The sequence below is a fragment of the Aureimonas sp. D3 genome (assembly GCF_001463805.1).
Classification (GTDB): Bacteria; Pseudomonadota; Alphaproteobacteria; order Rhizobiales; family Rhizobiaceae; genus Aureimonas; species Aureimonas ureilytica_A.
The window spans coordinates 15861-34092 of the sequence record NZ_BBWM01000027.1 but is presented as its reverse complement, the minus strand read 5'-3'; the positions used below and the strand labels follow the sequence as shown (position 1 = coordinate 34092).

Genomic DNA, 18232 nt, shown 5'->3' with positions numbered 1-18232 from the left:
GCATAGCACTGTGCGGCGGTCTGCCGCAAGCGATCCAGCCTTCAATAGGACCAAGTTCTGGCCTTGCCGATCAGGAAGTCGCGAAAAACCTTCAGTTTGGCGGCATCGCGAAGCTGTTCGGGATAGCAGAAATACGTATCGAAGGAGGCGAGATCGAGATCGGGCAGAACCTGAACGAGCTTGGTGTCCTTGTCGATCATGTAGTCCGGCAGCAGGGCAAGGCCGATGCCACGCTCGATGGCCGATTTCATCGCCATCAGATTGTTGATCTGGAGAATGGCCGGCCGGATCTGGCCCTCGGGCAGACCGGCCGTTTCCAGTGCGTTGAGATTGCGCAGGTAGTTGGGCGCAGGTTCGCCGAAGGTGATGATGCGGTGACGGTCGAGATCGTCCACCGTCTCGGGCGTGCCGTAGCGCGAGAGATAGGCCGGCGCAGCATAGACGTGCAGGTGCACGGTGAAGAGACGGCGCTGGATCAGGTCCGGCTGCTGGGGCTGGCGCAGCCGGATCGCGGCGTCGGCCTTGCGCATGGTCAGGTCGATTTCCTCGTTGTCGAACACGAGTTGAAGCTCGACATCGGGATAAAGCTCGAGAAATTCCTGCGCGCGCTGGGTCAGCCATCCAGACCCGAGGCCGACCGTGGTCGTCACGCGCAGCTTGCCGGTGGGCTTTTCGCGCGTTTCGGTGAGCTGCATCCGAACGTTCTCGAGTCGTTTGAGAACGTCGCTCGCCGTTTGATAGAGAAGCTCGCCCGGCTCCGACAGAACGAGGCCGCGCGCATGGCGGTGGAAGAGGGGGGAGCCGATCTCCTGCTCCAGCGCCGCCACCTGCCGCGAAATCGCGGACTGGCTGAGATTCAGCGCATTGGCCGCATGGGTGAAGGACCCGGCTTCGGCCGCTGCGTGGAAAATGCGCAGCTTGTCCCAGTCGAGCGCCATGGTCCGCCCCTCGCTCCCTGTTCCGTTCCGGTCTTATTCGGCCGCTTGCCGCGCGGCGTCAGCGTCCAGAGCCTGAGCCGCAAGCCAGCGCTCGGCTTCGAGCGCAGCCATGCAGCCGAGACCCGCCGCCGTGACCGCCTGACGATAGACGTCGTCCGCCACGTCGCCAGCCGCGAAGACGCCCTCGACCGACGTCTTCGTGGTGCCGGGCTCGACCCAGAGATAGCCGCCGTCCTTCTGGCGCAACTGGCCACCGAAGACCTCGGTGGCGGGCGCATGGCCGATGGCAACGAACACGCCGTGCGTCGCGATCTCCTGGAACTCGCCCGTTTCGCGGTTGCGCAGACGAACGCCGGTGACCGACTTCATCGGCTGGCTCTGGCCGAGGATCTCATCGACCTCGCTGTTCCAGATGACCCGCACGTTCTCCTTGGCGAAGAGCCGGTTCTGCATGATGCGCTCGGCCCGGAACTCGGAGCGGCGATGAACCACCGTGACCGAACGGGCGATGTGCGAGAGATAGAGGGCTTCCTCCACCGCCGTGTTGCCGCCGCCGACCACCACGACATCCTTGCCGCGATAGAAGAAACCGTCGCAGGTGGCGCAGGCCGAAACGCCGAAGCCCTGGAAAGCAGCCTCGGAGTCGAGACCCAGCCAGCGCGCCTGCGCACCCGTTGCGATGATCACGGCATTGGCCGTATAGACCGTGCCGCTGTCGCCCTTGAAGCGGAAGGGGCGAACCGAGAGATCGGCTTCCACGATGAGATCGGACGCCATCTCCGCGCCGACATTCAGCGCCTGAGCCTTCATCTCTTCCATCAGGAACGGGCCGCCGATCGGATCGCGGAAGCCGGGATAGTTCTCGACATCCGAGGTGATCGTGAGCTGCCCGCCTTCCTGCAGGCCGGCGACGAGCAGCGGCTTCATCATGGCGCGCGCGGCGTAGATGGCGGCCGTATAGCCGGCCGGTCCGGAGCCGATCACGAGAACTTCGGCAAAACGCTCAGACATGGCGAAACCCGCATTGATGCTTTTGCCGGACATGGGACCGGCCCTTCCCTCAATCAATACGGGAGGCTTGTTGCGGCGACAACCGAAAGAGCCGCCAACTGGACCCCCCAAATCTTGTTTTCCGGCTGTTTACGCTCGAACGCATCGCCGGATGATCGCTTCCGGCATCGAATCGGCGAGATCAGGCAGGCTGAGCGAGACCCGGTTTCGTTTCCAGCTTGCATCCGCAGGCCATCAGGTTGTGTCCTGCCCGCCACACCGGGCGCGCTTCGACGAATCCGACTGGACGGCGACGATTCGTCTCGCTACGCTTACAAGGCTTTCAACACTGGAAAGGGGAGAGTTCATGATCTGTGATATGTTCGTTTCCCCCGCCGGGGCCCGTCGCCATCCTTCGACGCTTCGCCCGGCTTCAGCTTCGTCCCGGGTCTGATCCCCGCCACAGGCTGTCCATCCGTGTTGTGTCCCCTGCGGACCTGACGCTTTCCCCGATTTCCGTCGCGCCCCGACGCGGCCATCCGAGGAGACGGCGACGCTTTGCGCGCCGGAACGCCATGACTCTTTCTTCCGAACGCGATCGCGGCGACGCGATCCGCACCGTTCTTCGTTTCACGATGCGAAACTGGCGGTCCGAGCGCCGTCTGGCCTGGACGGTCGGGCTCGCCATCACCGCGGCGACGCTCGCCGATATTTTCGTGCCCTTCTTCGCCGGGCGGCTGGTGGATGCCGTGGCCCGCACCGACCTGTCGCGCGACGATGCGCTGGGCCAGGGGCTTCGCGCGCTCGGCGCCATGGCCGCGCTCGGCTTCGTGTTTCTCGTGTTTCGGCACTGGGCCTGGGCGTCCGTCGTGCCGATGACGCTTGGTATCATGCGGCGCGTCTCGGAAGGCGCGTTCGGGCGCGTGCAGCGCTTCTCGACCGACTGGCACGCCAACAGCTTTTCCGGCTCGGTGGTGCGCCAGATCACGCGCGGCATGTGGGCGCTGGATCTCCTGCATGACGTCCTTCTGCTGGCGCTCCTGCCGTCCGCCGTGGTGCTCGTCGGCACGGTGGCGCTCATGGCCCTGCAATGGCCGCTGATGGGGCTCGTCATGGCGCTCGGCGCGGTCGCTTATGTCTCGATGACCGTGCTTCTGTCCGTGCGCTATGTCGCGCCGGCCTCGCGCGTTTCCAACAAGATGGACACGCGGGTCGGCGGCGTCCTGGCCGATGCGCTCGCCTGCAACGCCGTCGTCAAGGCCTTCGGGGCCGAGCGGCGGGAGGACGAACGCCTGTCGGGTGCATTGGGCGAGTGGCAGCGCGAGACGCGGCGCACCTGGATGCGACATACCTGGTCCGGCACGGTGCAGACCACCGTGCTCTGGCTGGTGCGCGTGTCGATCGCGGGCGTGGCGCTCTGGCTCTGGTGGCGGGGGCAGGCGAGTCCGGGCGACATCACCTATGTCCTGACCACCTATTTCGTGGTCCACGGCTATCTGCGCGACATCGGCATGCATGTGAACAACCTGCAAAAGTCGGTGAACGAGATGGAGGAACTGGTGGATCTCCACGATCTCGTGCCCGAGATCGCCGACGCGGCGGATGCGAAGCCGCTCATCGTCACGGGCGGCGAAATCCGGTTCGAGCGGGTGCGCTTCCATTACGGCGCGCATGGCACCCCGCTCTATGACGGGCTGGATGTGACGATCCGGGCCGGCGAGCGGGTGGGGCTGGTCGGGCATTCCGGCTCGGGCAAGACGACCTTCGTCAAGCTCGTGCAGCGCCTTCACGACATCTCGGATGGCGCCATTCGCATCGACGGGCAGAGCGTCGCCGCGCTCACGCAGGAATCGCTTCGACGGCAGATCGCCATCGTGCCGCAGGAATCGATCCTGTTTCACCGGACGCTGCGCGAGAACATCGCCTATGGCCGGCCGGATGCGACCGGCCAAGAGATCGAGGCGGCGGCCGAACTCGCCCATGCCGCCGAGTTCATCCAGCGCCTGCCGCAGGGCTATGAGACGATGGTCGGCGAGCGCGGCGTCAAGCTCTCGGGCGGCGAGCGTCAGCGCGTGGCTCTCGCCCGTGCCTTCCTGGCGGATGCGCCGATCCTGATCCTCGACGAGGCGACCTCGGCGCTGGATTCGGAATCGGAGCGCCTGATCCAGGAGGCGATGGAGCGCTTGATGGTCGGGCGCACGGCGCTCGTCATCGCCCACCGCCTGTCCACGGTGCGCGCGCTCGACCGCATTCTCGTGTTCGAGCGCGGGCGGATCGTGGAGGACGGGCCGCATGAGAAGCTCATGCGCCTGCCCGGCGGCACCTATCGCCGGCTGGCGGAGCGGCAGGGCGAAACGCCCATGCTGCGCGACGCCGGATAAGGATCGAGGCGGGCGGGTCTCATATGAGGCCCGCCCGCTTTGTTGCCGGGCTGGGTCTCAACTTGTAGAACGACCACCATCGGGCGCGCGGCAAGGGGAGGCGGCGGGCGTCGAAGCTTTCGGGGGACCGCGTCATCTTCAGGACCATCGCGCATGTCGCCTCGATCTTCGGTCTGGTTCTGGCGGGCGCCATGCTGCTCCCCGCCCTGGTGGACGTGATCGACTCGAACCGGGACTGGATCGTCTTCGTCGGCTCGGCGGTGGTGATCGCGGCCATCTGCACGCTGATCGCGGTCGCGACGCGCGGCGAGCCCTTCCGTCCGAGCCCTCGTCTCGGCTTCCTACTGGTCACGGTGATCTGGAGCACGGGCAGTCTGATCGGCACGATCCCGATCTATTTCGCCCTGCCGCAACTGGGTTTTGCCGCAGCGCTGTTTGAGTCCGTCTCCGGGCTGACGACAACGGGAGCGACCACGATCTCGGGCCTCGACGCCTTGCCGCGCGGACTGCTCCTCTGGCGCTCGCTCCTGAGTTTTCTCGGCGGCATCGGGATCATCGGCATGGCGCTCCTGATCTTCCCTTCGCTGCGCGTCGGAGGCATGGCGCTGTTCCATCTCGAAAGCTCGGATCGCTCCGGCAAGCTCCTGCCCCGCGTGAGCCAGCTGTCGGCGGGGATCGTCGCGGTCTATGTCTCGCTGACGCTGCTCTGCGCCATTCTCTATCACGTCTGCGGCATGCCGCTCTTCGACGCGGTGAACCATGCCATGTCCACGCTGGCGACGGGCGGTTTCTCCACCCATGACGAGTCGCTCGGCTTCTACCAGTCCGACGCGATCCTGATGGTCGCGACCGTCTTCATGATTCTGGGGGCCTTGCCCTTCGTGCTTTACATCAGGCTGTTCCTGCCGCGCCGCTTTCAGCGCTGGCGCGATCCGCAGATCGGCCTGTTCCTCGTGATCTGCCTCGTGCTGACGCTCGTGCTGGCGGCCACGCGGATCGTCATCAACAATGTGTCGATCAAGGAGGCCCTGATCTCGTCGGCCTTCAATCTCGTCTCGGTCATCACGACGACAGGCTTCGTGTCGGAGGATTTCACGCTCTGGTCGAATGCCGCGATCGGCATTTTCTTTCTCGCCATGTTCATCGGCGGCTGCGCGGGCTCGACGGCGGGCGGCATCAAGGTCAACCGCATCATCATTCTCTATGCGTTGGTCCGGGCCAATTTCCGGCGCGTGCTGCGGCCTCATTCGGTGCAGCGGCTGAAATACGGGCATGACGACATCTCGCTCGAAACGCTTCAAAGCGTGACGATCTTCATCTTTCTCTTCTTCCTGTCGCTGCTGGTCGGCACGACCGCGCTGTCGATCTGCGGGCTGGACCTTCTCACCGCGTTCTCCGCTTCGCTGACGGCGGTCGGCAATGTCGGCCCCGGCTTCGGGCAGTTGATCGGCCCCGCCGGCAATTTCTCCTTCCTGCCGGCCCCGGCGCTCTGGATCCTCTCCTTCATGATGCTGATCGGCCGTCTCGAACTCGTCACCGTGCTCGTGCTCCTGTCGCCGAGCTTCTGGAGGGATTGATGCGCATCGCTTTCATCAATCTCGACCGGGCCACGGAGCGCCGCGCGTTCATGGAAGCGCAAGCGTCTAGGCTTAGGCTCACCTTCGAGCGGGTACGCGCGGTGGAGGCGGCGGAGATCGAGGAGGCGCTGGCCGCGCGGCTGAACGGGCGCTGGGAGCGGCCTCTGACGCGCGCCGAACTCGGCTGCTTCCTGTCGCATCACGCGCTTTGGCGCGAGGTGGCGGAGGGGCGGGGGCCGATGCTCATTCTGGAGGATGATGCGATCCTTTCGCGTCAGCTCCCCTCGGCCCTGCCGAACCTGACGGCCTTCGCTGGAGCGGAGTTTCTCAATCTGGAGAGTTTCGAGCGGCGGCGCTTCGTGGCGCGGCAGGCTTCGGACCTGGGGACCGGGCTTGCCGTGCGGCGCGTCTTTCGCGACAAGTCGGGCTCGGCGGCCTATCTTCTCTGGCCTGCGGGCGCGCGCAAGCTGCTGGCGCGCGGCGAGCGGGGCGCGGCTCCGGTGGATGCCTTCCTGCACGGGCTGTCCGGCTTGAACGCGTGGCAGGTCGAGCCGGCGCTGGCCATTCAGGCGCATCTTTGGGAGCGGCGGAGCGGCGGCGCGCCGATCGATGCTTCGACCTCGATCCAGGCCCCGCGCGGGCACCTGCCGCTGACCCTCGCCAATCTCCCTTTCCGCGCCCGGCGGATCGCGACGCAGATCAGGCTCGCGGGCCAGCATATCCGCCGTCTCGGCCCCGCGACCTATCGCAGGACGGAGTTGCGCGACGAGGATTTCCGTTAACGGCCTTCGCGCCACAGGCGCTCATAAACGGCGTTGATCGCCTCCGCCTCACGCGCGAGCGGAAACTCGGTGCGGGCCTTGGCGAGCGTAGCATTGGCCGCAGCCTCGCGCGCCGTGTCATCCGCCATCCACCTCTCGCAGGCCGCGATCAGCGCGGGCAGGTCTCCGGGTGGGAAGATCGTGCCGGTCTCGGGCGTCACCACGTCGGAGAAGACGCCGACATCGGCGGCGACCACCGGAACGCCGGTGGACATGGCCTCCAGCGGCGTGAGGCCGAAACCCTCCCAGCGCTGCGGGGCGACGAACAGGTCCAGCGCCTGATACCAGCGCTCGATGTCGCGATGTTCGCCGACGAAGAGGATGCGGGATGTAAGGCCAGCGGCCTCGACGCGCTGGCGCAACTCCGCCTCGAAACCGTGGTGCTCCGCCGTGGCGCGCCCAGCGACGACGGCCTGCCAGCCGGGATGATGGGGCAGGAGGCCGATCATCGCCTCGACGAAGAGATCGGTGCCCTTTTGCCGGCGCACGCGGCCGAAGCAGCCAAGCGTGCGAAGTGCGGGGTCCAGCCCGAGCGCGCCCCGCGCCGCCTCGCGGCTCTCTGCGGGGCGAAAGCGTGTCTGGTCGATCCCGTGCGTGACGACCGTGCTGGGAACGCCGAGATAGGCCGATGTGCGCGAACTCGTGGCGATCACCGCGTCCATGCGCGCAATGAGCCAGCGCGTATAGGATGTGTGCCGACGCTGCGAGGCGGAGGTGAAGACGAGGCGCAGCGGCATTCGCAGGACATCGCGCAGGAGGATGCCCGGCAGCATCTCCACGTTGCGGCGCGCGTGCCAGATGCGGAAGGGGCGGCCGTCCGGTTTTTGCCAGAGGCCGGGCAGGGCGAGCCAGCTGAGCTTGGGTAGATGGGGGGGGAGGCCGGGGCCGAGCGCGCGAATGCCGAGCGAGCGTGCCTGTTCGGGAACGAGCTGGATAATGGTGGAGGTCACGCCGGACAGTCGGCGCTTGAAGTTGGGCGCGATGACCTCGACCCGTCGGATCGAGCCGCCAGGTTCGGAGCCGGGATCAGACATTCCGCGTCGGCTTTCCGCCGCAGGGGTCTGTCCCCGGTTCCTAGACGTCCATGTCACGCGGCGGCCTGGATGGCGTCATCGAGAATGCGCAACTCGGCCTCGTAGCGTGCGACGCGCTGCTCGGCTTCGGGGCCGGTCATGAACTGCCGGGCGCTTTCCAGATTGTCCTTGAGGTCGGCGCGCTTGACCGCGCGAGCAAGCGGCAGCGCGACGGCGCGGGCGACGAACTCTTCCTCCCGCTCACCCTCGCGGCGCGTCAACGCGTCCACGGCGGCGACGATCTCGGGCGAGAAACCCTTGGCGGCCAGCGCGTCCAGCGTCCAGCCGGGGCCTTTTTCGACCACGTCGTGAAGCAGGGCGACGATGCGCTCGTCCTCGCCGCAGACGCAGCCCGCGACGCGGCGAAGATGAGCCAGAAAGGGCCGGCCGCGCTTGTCGGTCTGGCCTTCATGTGCGACCGAGGCGATCGCCTCGGCCTTTTCGAGAAGAGACGTCGGCATGATGAAAGGCACTCAAAGTCTGTTTGACAATTCGCCGGCGCGAGGCCGGCGAGGTATGGTTCGTGTCGGTCAGCTCGCGAGACTATGAAAGCCGAGCGGCATCGACAAGGATTCGCAACGATAGGCCGGCCAAGCCCAGCCGGATCACCCGGCCGACGGCTCAGACCCAGCGCAGCTCGATGATCTCGTAGGAGCGGGCGCCGCCGGGGGCCGCGACCTCGACCGTGTCACCCTCGCTCTTGCCGATCAGCGCGCGCGCGATGGGCGACGAGATGGAGATGCGGCCCTGTTTCACATCGGCCTCGGCATCGCCGACGATCTGGTAGACCTTCTCTTCTTCCGTGTCTTCGTCCACGAGCTTCACGGTGGCGCCGAACTTGATCCTGTCGCCGGAAAGCTTGGAAACGTCGATGACCTCGGCCCGTGCGGTGAGATCCTCCAGCTCGCCGATGCGCCCCTCGTTGAGGCTCTGGGCTTCCTTGGCGGAGTGATATTCGGCGTTCTCGGACAGGTCGCCATGCGCCCGCGCTTCCGAGATCGCGGTGATGATCCGGGGGCGTTCTTCCTGCTGGCGGCGGCGCAGCTCTTCCTTGAGAGCCTCGAAACCGCCGACAGTCATCGGCACTTTTTCCATGCCATCTACCCTTGCTTTTCGGACACCCGGCGCTCGCCGGATCGTCTCGCATCGTCCGGCGCATGCCGGAATTAAAAAGCCGGCCGGCTTCCCAAGGGATGCCAGCCGACCGGTCATTCATGATCAAACGAACTTAGCGACGTTCGCCCGTAACTCAAGCGGCTTCAAAATAAGACTGAAGCGAGCGGACTTCAAGGTTTCCGGCTTTCAGCGCCGCGATCGCCTGCGCGGCGGCCTCCATGCCGGCCAGCGTGGTGAAGTAGGGCACCTTGTGCATCAGGGCCGCGCGGCGCAGCGAACGCGAGTCGGACAGCGCCTTGGCGCCTTCCGTCGTGTTCAGGACGATCTGTACCTGACGGTTGCGGATCGCATCCTCGATATGCGGACGCCCTTCCAGCACCTTGTTCACCTTTTCGGCCACGACGCCGTTCTCGGCGAGGAAGCGATGGGTGCCCTCGGTGGCCGAAACGCGGAAGCCCAGCTCCACCATACGCTTGACGGTCGGCAGCATCTTCGCCTTATCGCCGTCGCGCACGGACACGAACATCGTGCCATCGCGCGGCAGATCGACCGAGGCGCCGAGCTGGGCCTTGGCGAAGGCCAGAGCGTAACCCTTGTCGAGACCCATGACCTCGCCAGTCGAGCGCATCTCGGGGCCGAGCAGCGTGTCGACACCGGGGAAGCGCGCGAAGGGGAAGACGGCTTCCTTGACCGCGATGTGCTTGAGGTTCTTCACGTCCGGCTTGCCGCCATAGGAAGCGAAAGCGCTTTCCAGCGTCTCGCCCGCCATGATGCGCGCGGCGATCTTGGCGACCGGCGAGCCGATCGTCTTGGCCACGAACGGCACGGTGCGCGACGCGCGCGGGTTCACTTCGAGAACGTAGATCTCGTCGCCCTTGATGGCGAACTGCACGTTCATCAGGCCGCCGACCTTCAGGGCCAGCGCCATGTCGCGGGTCTGACGCTCCAGCTCGTCGGTGATGGCGCGCGACAGCGAGTGGACCGGCAGCGAGCAGGCCGAGTCGCCCGAATGGATGCCGGCTTCCTCGATATGCTCCATGATGCCGGCGACGAACGTGTCCGTGCCGTCGCAGAGGCAATCGACGTCCACTTCCGTCGCGTCCGACAGGTAGCTGTCGATCAGCACCGGCGACTTGCCGGAGACGACCACGGCTTCCTTCATGTAGCGCTCGAACTGCGTGTCGCCGCGCACGATCTCCATCGCGCGCCCGCCTAGAACGTAGGAGGGGCGGATGACGACGGGATAGCCGATGCGCTCCACGATGACGCGCGCTTCCTCGACCGAACGCGCGATGCCGTTGTTGGGCTGGCGCAGGTTCAGGTCGTGCAGGAGCTTCTGGAAGCGGTCGCGGTCTTCGGCGAGATCGATCGCGTCCGGCGAGGTGCCCAGGATCGGGATGCCCGCTTCTTCCAGCGCGTTGGCGAGCTTCAGCGGAGTCTGGCCGCCGAACTGGACGATGACGCCGTGCAGCGTGCCCTTCGACTTCTCGACACGCAGGATTTCGAGCACGTCCTCGGCGGTCAGCGGCTCGAAATAGAGACGATCCGACGTGTCGTAATCGGTCGAGACCGTTTCGGGGTTGCAGTTGATCATGATGGCTTCGAGGCCGGCGTCGCGCAGCGCGAAGGCGGCGTGACAGCAGCAATAATCGAACTCGATGCCTTGGCCGATCCGGTTCGGACCGCCGCCGAGGATGACGACCTTCTTTCGGTCCGACACGCCGGCTTCCGAGCGCAGCTCGCCCGCGAAGGGCCGCTCATAGGTCGAATACATGTAGGGGGTCGGCGAGGCGAACTCGGCGGCGCAGGTGTCGATGCGCTTGAAGACGGGATGCACGTCGAGACGCTCGCGCAGCGCCTGAACCTCGGCTTCGCTCCGGCCGGCGAGCTTGGCAAGGCGCGCATCGGAGAAGCCGACCGACTTCAGGAAGCGCAGGTTCTCCGCGTCCTCCGGCAGGCCGGCGGTCTTGATCTTGGCTTCCAGGTCGATGATCGCCTTGAACCGGTCGATGAACCAAGGATCGATCTTGGAGGAGCGATGGACCTGCTCCTTGGTGGCGCCCTCACGCAGGGCCTGCGCCACCATGCGCAGGCGATCGGGCGTCGGCGTGCCGAGCGCGGCGCGGATGGCGTTCTTGTCGTCGCCTTCGCCCAGGCCCGGGATCACGATCTCGTCCAGGCCGTCGAGGCCGGTTTCGAGGCCGCGCAGCGCCTTCTGGAGGGATTCCTCGAAGGTGCGGCCGATCGCCATGACCTCGCCGACCGACTTCATGGCCGTGGTGAGGACCGGCGAAGCGCCCGGGAACTTCTCGAAGGCGAAGCGCGGGATCTTCGTGACGACATAGTCGATCGTCGGCTCGAACGAGGCCGGCGTCGCGCCGCCCGTGATGTCGTTCTTGAGTTCGTCCAGCGTGTAGCCGACCGCGAGCTTGGCCGCGATCTTGGCGATCGGGAAGCCGGTGGCCTTGGAGGCCAGCGCGGAGGAGCGCGAGACGCGCGGGTTCATCTCGATCACGACCAGACGGCCGTTCTCGGGGTTCACCGCGAACTGGACGTTGGAGCCGCCGGTCTCGACACCGATCTCGCGCAGGACCGCGATCGAGGCGTTGCGCATGACCTGATATTCTTTGTCGGTCAGCGTGAGGGCGGGGGCGACGGTGATTGAGTCGCCCGTGTGGACGCCCATCGGATCGACGTTCTCGATGGAGCAGACGATGATGCAGTTGTCCGCCTTATCGCGGACGACTTCCATCTCGTATTCCTTCCAGCCGAGAACGCTCTCTTCGATAAGCACTTCGGTGGTGGGGGAAGCGTCGAGACCGCCTTCGATGATCTCGAAGAATTCCGAGCGATTATAGGCGATGCCGCCGCCCGTGCCGCCCATGGTGAAGGACGGGCGGATGATGGCGGGCAGGCCGACATGCTCCAGCGCCTCGGCCGCCGCGCCCATGGCGCGCGCCATGTAGCGCTGCTTGCGCTCGGTCTCGCCGAGGTTCCACTCGTTTTCCAGCGCCTGCAGGGCTTCGTCGCGCTCGGGGCCGTCCACCGTTTCGCGGATCAGCGCCGCGCGCTTCTCCTCGTGCGCGAGGCGGTCGGCGCCCTTGGCTTCCGTCGCGTTGGCCAGATAGCTCTTGGGCGTTTCCAGGCCGATCTTGGCCATGGCCTCGCGGAATAGCGCGCGATCCTCGGCCTTGTCGATGGCGGTGGCGTCGGCGCCGATCATCTCGACATTGTACTTGTCGAGAACGCCCATGCGCTTGAGCGACAGCGCGGTGTTGAGCGCGGTCTGGCCGCCCATGGTCGGCAGGATCGCGTCGGGGCGCTCCTTGGCGATGATCTTCGCGACGACTTCGGGTGTGATCGGCTCGATATAGGTGGCGTCGGCGAGATCGGGATCGGTCATGATCGTCGCCGGGTTCGAATTTACCAGGACGATCCGGTAGCCCTCCTCACGAAGCGCCTTGCAGGCCTGCGTGCCGGAATAGTCGAATTCGCAAGCCTGTCCGATGATGATGGGACCGGCGCCGACGATCAGGATGGTTTTGATATCTTGGCGCTTGGGCATGGCTCATCCGTCTGTTCATCGTGCGCCGACACCCCGCGCCGCAAGCGGCCGGGGTGTGTGCGCGTTCAAATTCAAGGTCAAGGCCGGCTTATAGGCAATACCGGCACAAGGTGAAAGGGACAAACGGCCTTTTCAGCCGATTCCTTGATCGCCGTTAACGGGAGGGCTTGGCGAGGTCGGCCGCCGAGCGCGGCAACGCGCGGCCGTCATAATGCTCGCGGCCGAGCGACAGGGCGAAACAGGCCAGTTCCACCGTGCGCGGAATCTCGACGCGCTTTCCGTCCCGGTCGCCCTTCTCGTAATATTGAATGACCCGCTTCTTCAGGCCGAGCCGGTCCGCGGCATCTTTCTGCTTGAGTCCCATGTCGCGCCGCCATTGGCGAAATCCGTCGGAATCCATCTGCGTGCCCATGGTTCTCTCCTGTTCAGCCTCGCTTAAACTCGGCGGCGCAAGCTGACGCAACGCCCCGCCCGGCGTCCTAGCAAACTTCCCCTCATATGCAATGAAATGTGCACACCGTGCGGATTTTCCCTCTTGTCGAGGCGCACATTGTGCGTACTTAATGGGGAGTGGAAGCGAGGGGTGTGGCGTTGTGTGCCATCGAACGCTGATCCATCTCGAGGAAAGGAACATGCCATGTTGGCCGATCTGATCGTAAGCCGCTCCGCCTGCGGAGCCGACCGGGGGCGTGACGACCTGCATCGTCATGCGACCTTCAGCTGCGGCGTCAGCGCCGTCTGGCGTCGTCTGATGCGAGTGCTTCATCTCGCATGACGAGCGCGTTCTGTTCGTGTCGAATAGGTGAGCAGAACGAATAAAGGCGCCGGTGAGATCACCGGCGCCTTTTTCATATGACGAAGCTGATGTCGCGATCAGGCGGCTTTGGCGCCCCGATGATCGTCGATCATCTGGAAGAAGCGCTGGAAGAGATAATGCGAGTCCTGCGGGCCGGGGGAGGCCTCGGGGTGATGCTGCACGGAGAAGACCGGCGCGCCCTTGACGCGCAAGCCGCAATTCGTGCCGTCGAAAAGCGAGATATGGGTCTGCTCGACCGTCTCGGGCAGCGAAGCCGGGTCCACCGCAAAACCGTGGTTCATCGACACGATCTCGACCTTGCCCGTGGTGAAATCCTTTACCGGATGGTTCGCGCCGTGATGGCCCTGGTGCATCTTCTCGGTGCGCCCGCCCAGCGCCAGCGCCAGAAGCTGGTGCCCCAGGCAGATGCCGAACATCGGAATGCCGGACTTCGCCAGCTCGCGGATCACCGGCACGGCGTATTCACCGGTCGCCGCCGGATCGCCCGGTCCGTTGGAGAGGAAGATGCCGTCCGGCTGGTGCTTCAGGATGTCGTCCGCGCTGGTGGTCGCCGGCACGATCACGACCCGCGCGCCATGGCCCGACATAAGGCGCAGGATGTTGCGCTTGGCGCCGTAGTCGATCGCGACGATCGTGTAGTTCGGCTCGGAATGGCTGCCATAGCCGGCGTTCCACACCCAGGGGCCTTCGGTCCAAACTTCCTCGGCTGGCGTCGCGGCCTCCTTGGCGAGGTCCAGGCCGACGAGGCCGGTCCATTCCGCCGCCTTGCGCTTCAGCGCCTCGACGTCGAACACGCCGTCTGCCCGGTGGGCGATCACGGCATTGGGCATGCCCTTCTCGCGGATGAGGGCGGTGAGCGCGCGCGTATCGACGCCCGAAAGGGCGACCACGCCGCGCTTCTTCAGCCAGGCGTCGAGGCCGCCGGCCGAGCGATAGTTCGAGGGGGCCGACACTTCGGCACGGAAGATCGCGCCGACCGCGCCGATGGCGTTGTCAGGAACGAGATCCTCGACGTCCTCGTCGTTCGCGCCGACATTGCCGATATGGGGAAAGGTGAAGGTGACGATCTGCTTGGCGTAGGACGGGTCGGTCAGGATTTCCTGATAGCCGGTCAGTGAGGTGTTGAAGCAGACTTCGCCCAGCGCTTCGCCTTCGGCACCGATTCCGTCGCCTTCGATCACGGTTCCGTCGGCGAGCACCAACAAGGCAGTCGGTTTCCTCTGCGGCCAGTTCGCGCTGCTCATCGGGTCTCTCCGTTCGGGATCCATCGGGCTTGTCGAGGCCGCGCGTCGCGGCCGAGCCCTTCCGGAACGTTTCTATTGCCCCAATGGGGCGCGAACGCAACCCTCTTGTCGGTGGAGAACAGGGCTATCCCCTTGCAAACGCACCGATCAAAACTTAATGCATTATGAAATCGGCGGCGCAGGTCGGACCCTGCGCCCTCGCCACGGATCGGAGAGTGCATGTGTCAGGCTGGCCAGTCTGGCTATCTAGCTCATGGACCACGACAGGATGATGACGCTGCGGCCAGCCGAGGCTACAGCAATCTCCGCGCCGCTCCGATCGCCTTTACCTTCAGGTCAGTTTCTCGAACTAGGATGGTAGCCCATTCGGCGTGGGCCTATCAGCCTAATCGCACCGGTCGCGGCTTGCCCGCGTCGGGCGCACATAGGACAGATGCGTATGCGTGAACAGATCGCAGCCGCCCTTCAGGACGCCAGCGCTGCCGGCGACAAACGGCGAGGCTGCCTTCTTCGCCTCATCACCGCCGCGATCCGCGATCGCGACGCCGCCAGCCGCATGGCCGGCAGAGACAAGGTTCCCGATAGCGACATCGCCTGCATCCTCTCGCTTCTGGTGGAGCAGCGCGAGCGCACAGCCAACGACCTGGCCGAAAAGGGCCGGAACGAGGATGCGGCCCGCGAGCGCGCGGATGCCGAACTGATCCGCGCTTTCCTGCCCGCGCGGCTGCCGGTGGTGGAAATGGTGCAGGCTTGCAAACAGGCCGTCAGCGACACCGGCTCCAAGGGGCTGCGCGATGTCGGCCGCTGCCTTGGCGCGTTGAAGGAACGCTACGATGGCAAAGTCGACCTGACGCAGGCCTCCGGCGTCGTCCGCTCGCTCCTGAGCTGAAGCGAGCGAGCTCGTTGCGCGCGCGTCAGGCCTCGCGCTCGGCCAATTGGCGGGCTGTCAGTTCGTGATAGCGGATGACCTCCTTCACCACGAAGGCCAGATATTTCTCGGCGAAGTCTGGATCGAGCTTGGCCGTGGCGGCCAATTCGCGCAGGCGCGTGACCTGTCGTGCTTCGCGCGCCGGATCGGCGGCCGGCAGGCTATGTTCGGCCTTGAGCACGCCGACGCGCTGCGTGCAGCGGAACCGCTCGGCCAGCATGTGAATGATCGCGGCATCGATATTGTCGATACTGTCGCGAAGGTTGAGAAGTTCCGGCAAGGGAGCCTGCTCTGGCATGTCGGTCGTCCGTGGCTGGAAGCGCGAGACTGCGCCCTGATTGCTGGATAGGCCGATGAGGCCGCGTCGTCAAAGCCTGCCGAGCGAGCCAAGTGGGGTGAATTTCGTCTCCGTCCCCCTGTGGATAGAGGTGGAAAAGGGGGAGGGAGGTCCGGCATAGATGCCCTGCCCATGGCAATCCGCGCTGCGGGGGCCGATATGTCCTCCATGCGCTTTTCCCCGAGTTTCCTGGATGAGATCCGGGCCCGAATTCCGATTTCCGACGTTATCGGCCGCCGCGTCACCTGGGATCGGCGCAAGACGCAGCCGTCGCGTGGGGATTATTGGGCCTGCTGTCCCTTCCATGGCGAGAAGTCGCCCTCGTTTCACTGCGAAGATGCCAAGGGCCGCTACCATTGCTTCGGGTGCGGCGTGTCGGGCGATCATTTTCGCTTTCTCACGGAATTGGAGGGCTTGAGCTTCCCTGAAGCCGTGGAGCGGCTGGCGGGCGAGGCGGGCGTGCCCATGCCCGCGCGCGATGCCGAGGCGGAAAAGCGCGAGGAAGGGCGCGGCGGGCTGATCGCGGCCAGCAAGCTTGCCGCCGACTTTTTTCGTCAAACGCTCCAGGAAAGCGAAGGGGCCAAAGCGCGCGCCTATCTGCGGGATCGCGGCCTGAATCCGGTGACGCAGAAAATCTTCGGCGTCGGCTATGCGCCGGAAGGGCGCAACCGCCTGAAAGAATATCTGGCCGGCAAGGGCGTGGCGCGCGAGGAGATCGAGGCGGCGGGGCTCGTCGTGTCCGGCGAAGGGATCGCCGTTTCCTACGATCGGTTTCGCGACCGCGTGATGTTTCCGATCCTCGACGCGCGGGAACAGCCGATCGCGTTTGGCGGGCGGGCGCTGTCCTCGGATGTCTCGGCGAAATATCTCAACTCGCCGGAAACCGACATTTTTCACAAGGGCAATGTTCTCTACAATTTCGCGAGCGCCCGGCGCGCCTCGAAAGGGGCGGGAACGCTGATCGTCGCCGAAGGCTATATGGACGTGATCGCCCTGCATCAGGCCGGGTTCGAGCACGCCGTCGCCCCCCTCGGCACCGCTCTGACCGAGCGCCAGCTCGAACTTCTCTGGCGCACGGTCTCCGAGCCGCTTCTCTGCTTCGATGGCGACGCGGCCGGCATCAAGGCCGCCAATCGCGCCGCGCAACTGGCGCTGCCCTTCCTCAAGCCCGGACGCTCGCTGCGCTTCGCGCTGCTGCCCGAGGGCAAGGACCCGGACGACCTCCTGCGGGCCGATGGCGCGGAGGCGATGCAGGCGGTTCTGACCCGCGCCCGGCCGCTGGCCGATCTCCTCTGGATGCGCGAAACGGCCGGCGGTTCCTTCGATACGCCCGAGCGCCGCGCCGAGCTGGAACACCGACTGAAGACGCTGGTGCGCGGCATCGAGGACGAAAGCGTTCGTCGCCACTATCTGCGCGACATGGATGATCGCCTGCGCTCCTTCTTCGGGCCTCCGGTCAGCCAGGGCTCGAACTATGGACGCTCCGGCGAATGGCGCGGACGGGGGCAGGGCGGCGGGAAGCAGGGCGGAGGCTCCTATCGCGGCGGCTCGGGCGGCGGCGGGGGAACCGGGGGCGGCCATGCGGCGCGGCGCTCGGCCGTGTCGGATCGGCTGAGCCGCAGCCAGCTCCTGCGTCCGATGGGTGGCCCCGCCACGTCGCTGCGCGAGATTTCCATCGTGATCGGCTTTATCAATCATCCGCTGCTTCTGCGCGAAGCCTTCGACTATCTGGCGGACCTCGAACTCTCGGGCGGCGATCTGGAGCGGCTGCGCTCGGCGGTGATCGATGTCTACGCCGACGAATTGCACCATTCGCGCGAAGAACTGCTGGCGGCGATCGAGCGCCAGGGGCTGCTTCCCGTCTTCGACGGGTTCGAAAGCCAATTGCGCCTCGTCAGGCTCTGGCCGGTTCTCGCCCAAGCTGCCCTGGAGGATGCGCGCGAAGCCGTGCGGCAGGCCCTTCACTTGCATCACAAATTTCGCTCGCTACATAGGGAACTGAAAGCGGCGGAACAGGCGCTGGCGGTCGAAGGGGATGAGCTTGCTTATGCCCAGGTCATTGAAATCAAACGCGAGATCGACAATCTAGCGGGAACCGAGGCCTTGATCGACGGGTTTGGCGTCTTGTCGGGACGACCCGCAAAGGGAATTTGATCGTCCGGTTGATCCGATCGGGCGTTTTTTCGCTTATGGGAAATGCCGATTAATTTTCGTCGAGGTCCTGTCGGGTCTTGACTTGTCGGGGCGAAGGCACAAACACCGCCCGGACGTGTCGAAACGAAGTGTCGGACAGACGGTCGCCCTCTTTGGATGGCGGAATCGATGAGGTCGTTGGTCGCCGCGCCATTCTATGGTTAAGCGATTCTTTACGGCAGGCGTTTATGAGCATGGGAAACGGTGGCGATTCCCATCCGCTCATCGACCGCGTGAATTGGAGATGAATGC

At 65.4% G+C, this 18232-nt stretch carries 15 protein-coding genes; 6 read left to right on the top strand and 9 right to left on the bottom strand.

Going from position 1 to position 18232, the window contains the following annotated elements:
• Positions 1 to 41: 41 nt before the first annotated feature.
• Together AUL36_RS06870 and trxB are read right to left on the bottom strand one after the other, a co-directional pair.
• A complete protein-coding gene (locus tag AUL36_RS06870; RefSeq protein WP_058602293.1) occupies positions 42 to 938 on the bottom strand; it encodes a LysR family transcriptional regulator in 897 nt (298 codons plus the stop codon).
• A gap of 33 nt (positions 939 to 971) precedes the next feature.
• Positions 972 to 1949 carry a thioredoxin-disulfide reductase gene (gene trxB / locus AUL36_RS06865; protein ID WP_058636863.1) on the bottom strand — a complete coding sequence of 326 codons (978 nt, stop codon included), beginning with the start codon at positions 1947 to 1949 and terminating at the stop codon, positions 972 to 974.
• A 554-nt stretch (positions 1950 to 2503) separates the two neighbouring features.
• Here trxB and AUL36_RS06860 point away from each other — a divergent pair.
• The 3 genes from AUL36_RS06860 (at position 2504) to AUL36_RS06850 (ending at position 6668) form a co-directional block, all read left to right on the top strand.
• Positions 2504 to 4309 (top strand): ABC transporter ATP-binding protein, encoded by a 1806-nt coding sequence (locus AUL36_RS06860; protein ID WP_062219232.1) that lies wholly within the window; start codon positions 2504 to 2506, stop codon positions 4307 to 4309.
• Between the two features lie 179 nt (positions 4310 to 4488).
• On the top strand, positions 4489 to 5886 hold the full coding sequence (locus AUL36_RS06855) for a TrkH family potassium uptake protein (protein WP_082655674.1): 1398 nt from the start codon (positions 4489 to 4491) through the stop codon (positions 5884 to 5886).
• Positions 5886 to 6668, top strand: a complete 783-nt coding sequence (locus AUL36_RS06850; RefSeq protein ID WP_062219228.1) for a glycosyltransferase family 25 protein — start codon at positions 5886 to 5888, stop codon at positions 6666 to 6668. Before AUL36_RS06855 ends, AUL36_RS06850 begins: the two co-directional genes overlap by 1 nt.
• Here the strand turns inward: AUL36_RS06850 and AUL36_RS06845 are convergent.
• The 5 genes from AUL36_RS06845 to AUL36_RS06825 all read right to left on the bottom strand — a co-directional run bounded on the left by AUL36_RS06845 (position 6665) and on the right by AUL36_RS06825 (position 12873).
• Positions 6665 to 7741 (bottom strand): glycosyltransferase family 4 protein, encoded by a 1077-nt coding sequence (locus AUL36_RS06845; protein WP_062219226.1) that lies wholly within the window; start codon positions 7739 to 7741, stop codon positions 6665 to 6667. The two genes, AUL36_RS06850 and AUL36_RS06845, sit on opposite strands and share 4 nt — an antisense overlap.
• A 53-nt stretch (positions 7742 to 7794) precedes the next feature.
• Complete coding sequence (locus AUL36_RS06840; protein ID WP_058602311.1) at positions 7795 to 8241, bottom strand: HD domain-containing protein; 447 nt, start codon at positions 8239 to 8241, stop codon at positions 7795 to 7797.
• A gap of 160 nt (positions 8242 to 8401) precedes the next feature.
• The gene (greA, locus tag AUL36_RS06835; RefSeq protein WP_058602298.1) at positions 8402 to 8875 is read right to left on the bottom strand and encodes a transcription elongation factor GreA; all 474 of its coding nucleotides are present in this window, start codon (positions 8873 to 8875) and stop codon (positions 8402 to 8404) included.
• Positions 8876 to 9029: 154 nt separating this feature from the next.
• Entirely contained in the window at positions 9030 to 12461 is a 3432-nt protein-coding gene (gene carB, locus AUL36_RS06830) for a carbamoyl-phosphate synthase large subunit (RefSeq protein WP_062219223.1), read from the bottom strand.
• 154 nt (positions 12462 to 12615) lie between these two features.
• Complete coding sequence (locus AUL36_RS06825) at positions 12616 to 12873, bottom strand: helix-turn-helix domain-containing protein (RefSeq protein ID WP_244497062.1); 258 nt, start codon at positions 12871 to 12873, stop codon at positions 12616 to 12618.
• A gap of 225 nt (positions 12874 to 13098) precedes the next feature.
• Between AUL36_RS06825 and AUL36_RS24445 the strand changes: the two genes are divergently transcribed.
• A complete protein-coding gene (locus AUL36_RS24445; protein ID WP_193753500.1) occupies positions 13099 to 13236 on the top strand; it encodes a hypothetical protein in 138 nt (45 codons plus the stop codon).
• Between the two features lie 98 nt (positions 13237 to 13334).
• Here AUL36_RS24445 and carA read toward each other — a convergent pair whose 3' ends face one another.
• Positions 13335 to 14522: a glutamine-hydrolyzing carbamoyl-phosphate synthase small subunit gene (carA, locus tag AUL36_RS06820; RefSeq protein ID WP_062219222.1), complete on the bottom strand. Its 1188-nt coding sequence runs from the start codon at positions 14520 to 14522 to the stop codon at positions 13335 to 13337.
• A 439-nt stretch (positions 14523 to 14961) separates the two neighbouring features.
• Here carA and AUL36_RS06815 point away from each other — a divergent pair, with 439 nt between their 5' ends.
• Positions 14962 to 15411 carry a GatB/YqeY domain-containing protein gene (locus AUL36_RS06815; protein WP_062219220.1) on the top strand — a complete coding sequence of 150 codons (450 nt, stop codon included), beginning with the start codon at positions 14962 to 14964 and terminating at the stop codon, positions 15409 to 15411.
• 25 nt (positions 15412 to 15436) lie between these two features.
• Here the strand turns inward: AUL36_RS06815 and AUL36_RS06810 are convergent, their stop codons facing one another.
• Positions 15437 to 15748: a chorismate mutase gene (locus AUL36_RS06810; RefSeq protein ID WP_058636854.1), complete on the bottom strand. Its 312-nt coding sequence runs from the start codon at positions 15746 to 15748 to the stop codon at positions 15437 to 15439.
• A gap of 207 nt (positions 15749 to 15955) precedes the next feature.
• Here AUL36_RS06810 and dnaG point away from each other — a divergent pair, with 207 nt between their 5' ends.
• Complete coding sequence (gene dnaG, locus AUL36_RS06805) at positions 15956 to 17941, top strand: DNA primase (protein ID WP_062219237.1); 1986 nt, start codon at positions 15956 to 15958, stop codon at positions 17939 to 17941.
• Positions 17942 to 18232 lie beyond the last annotated feature (291 nt).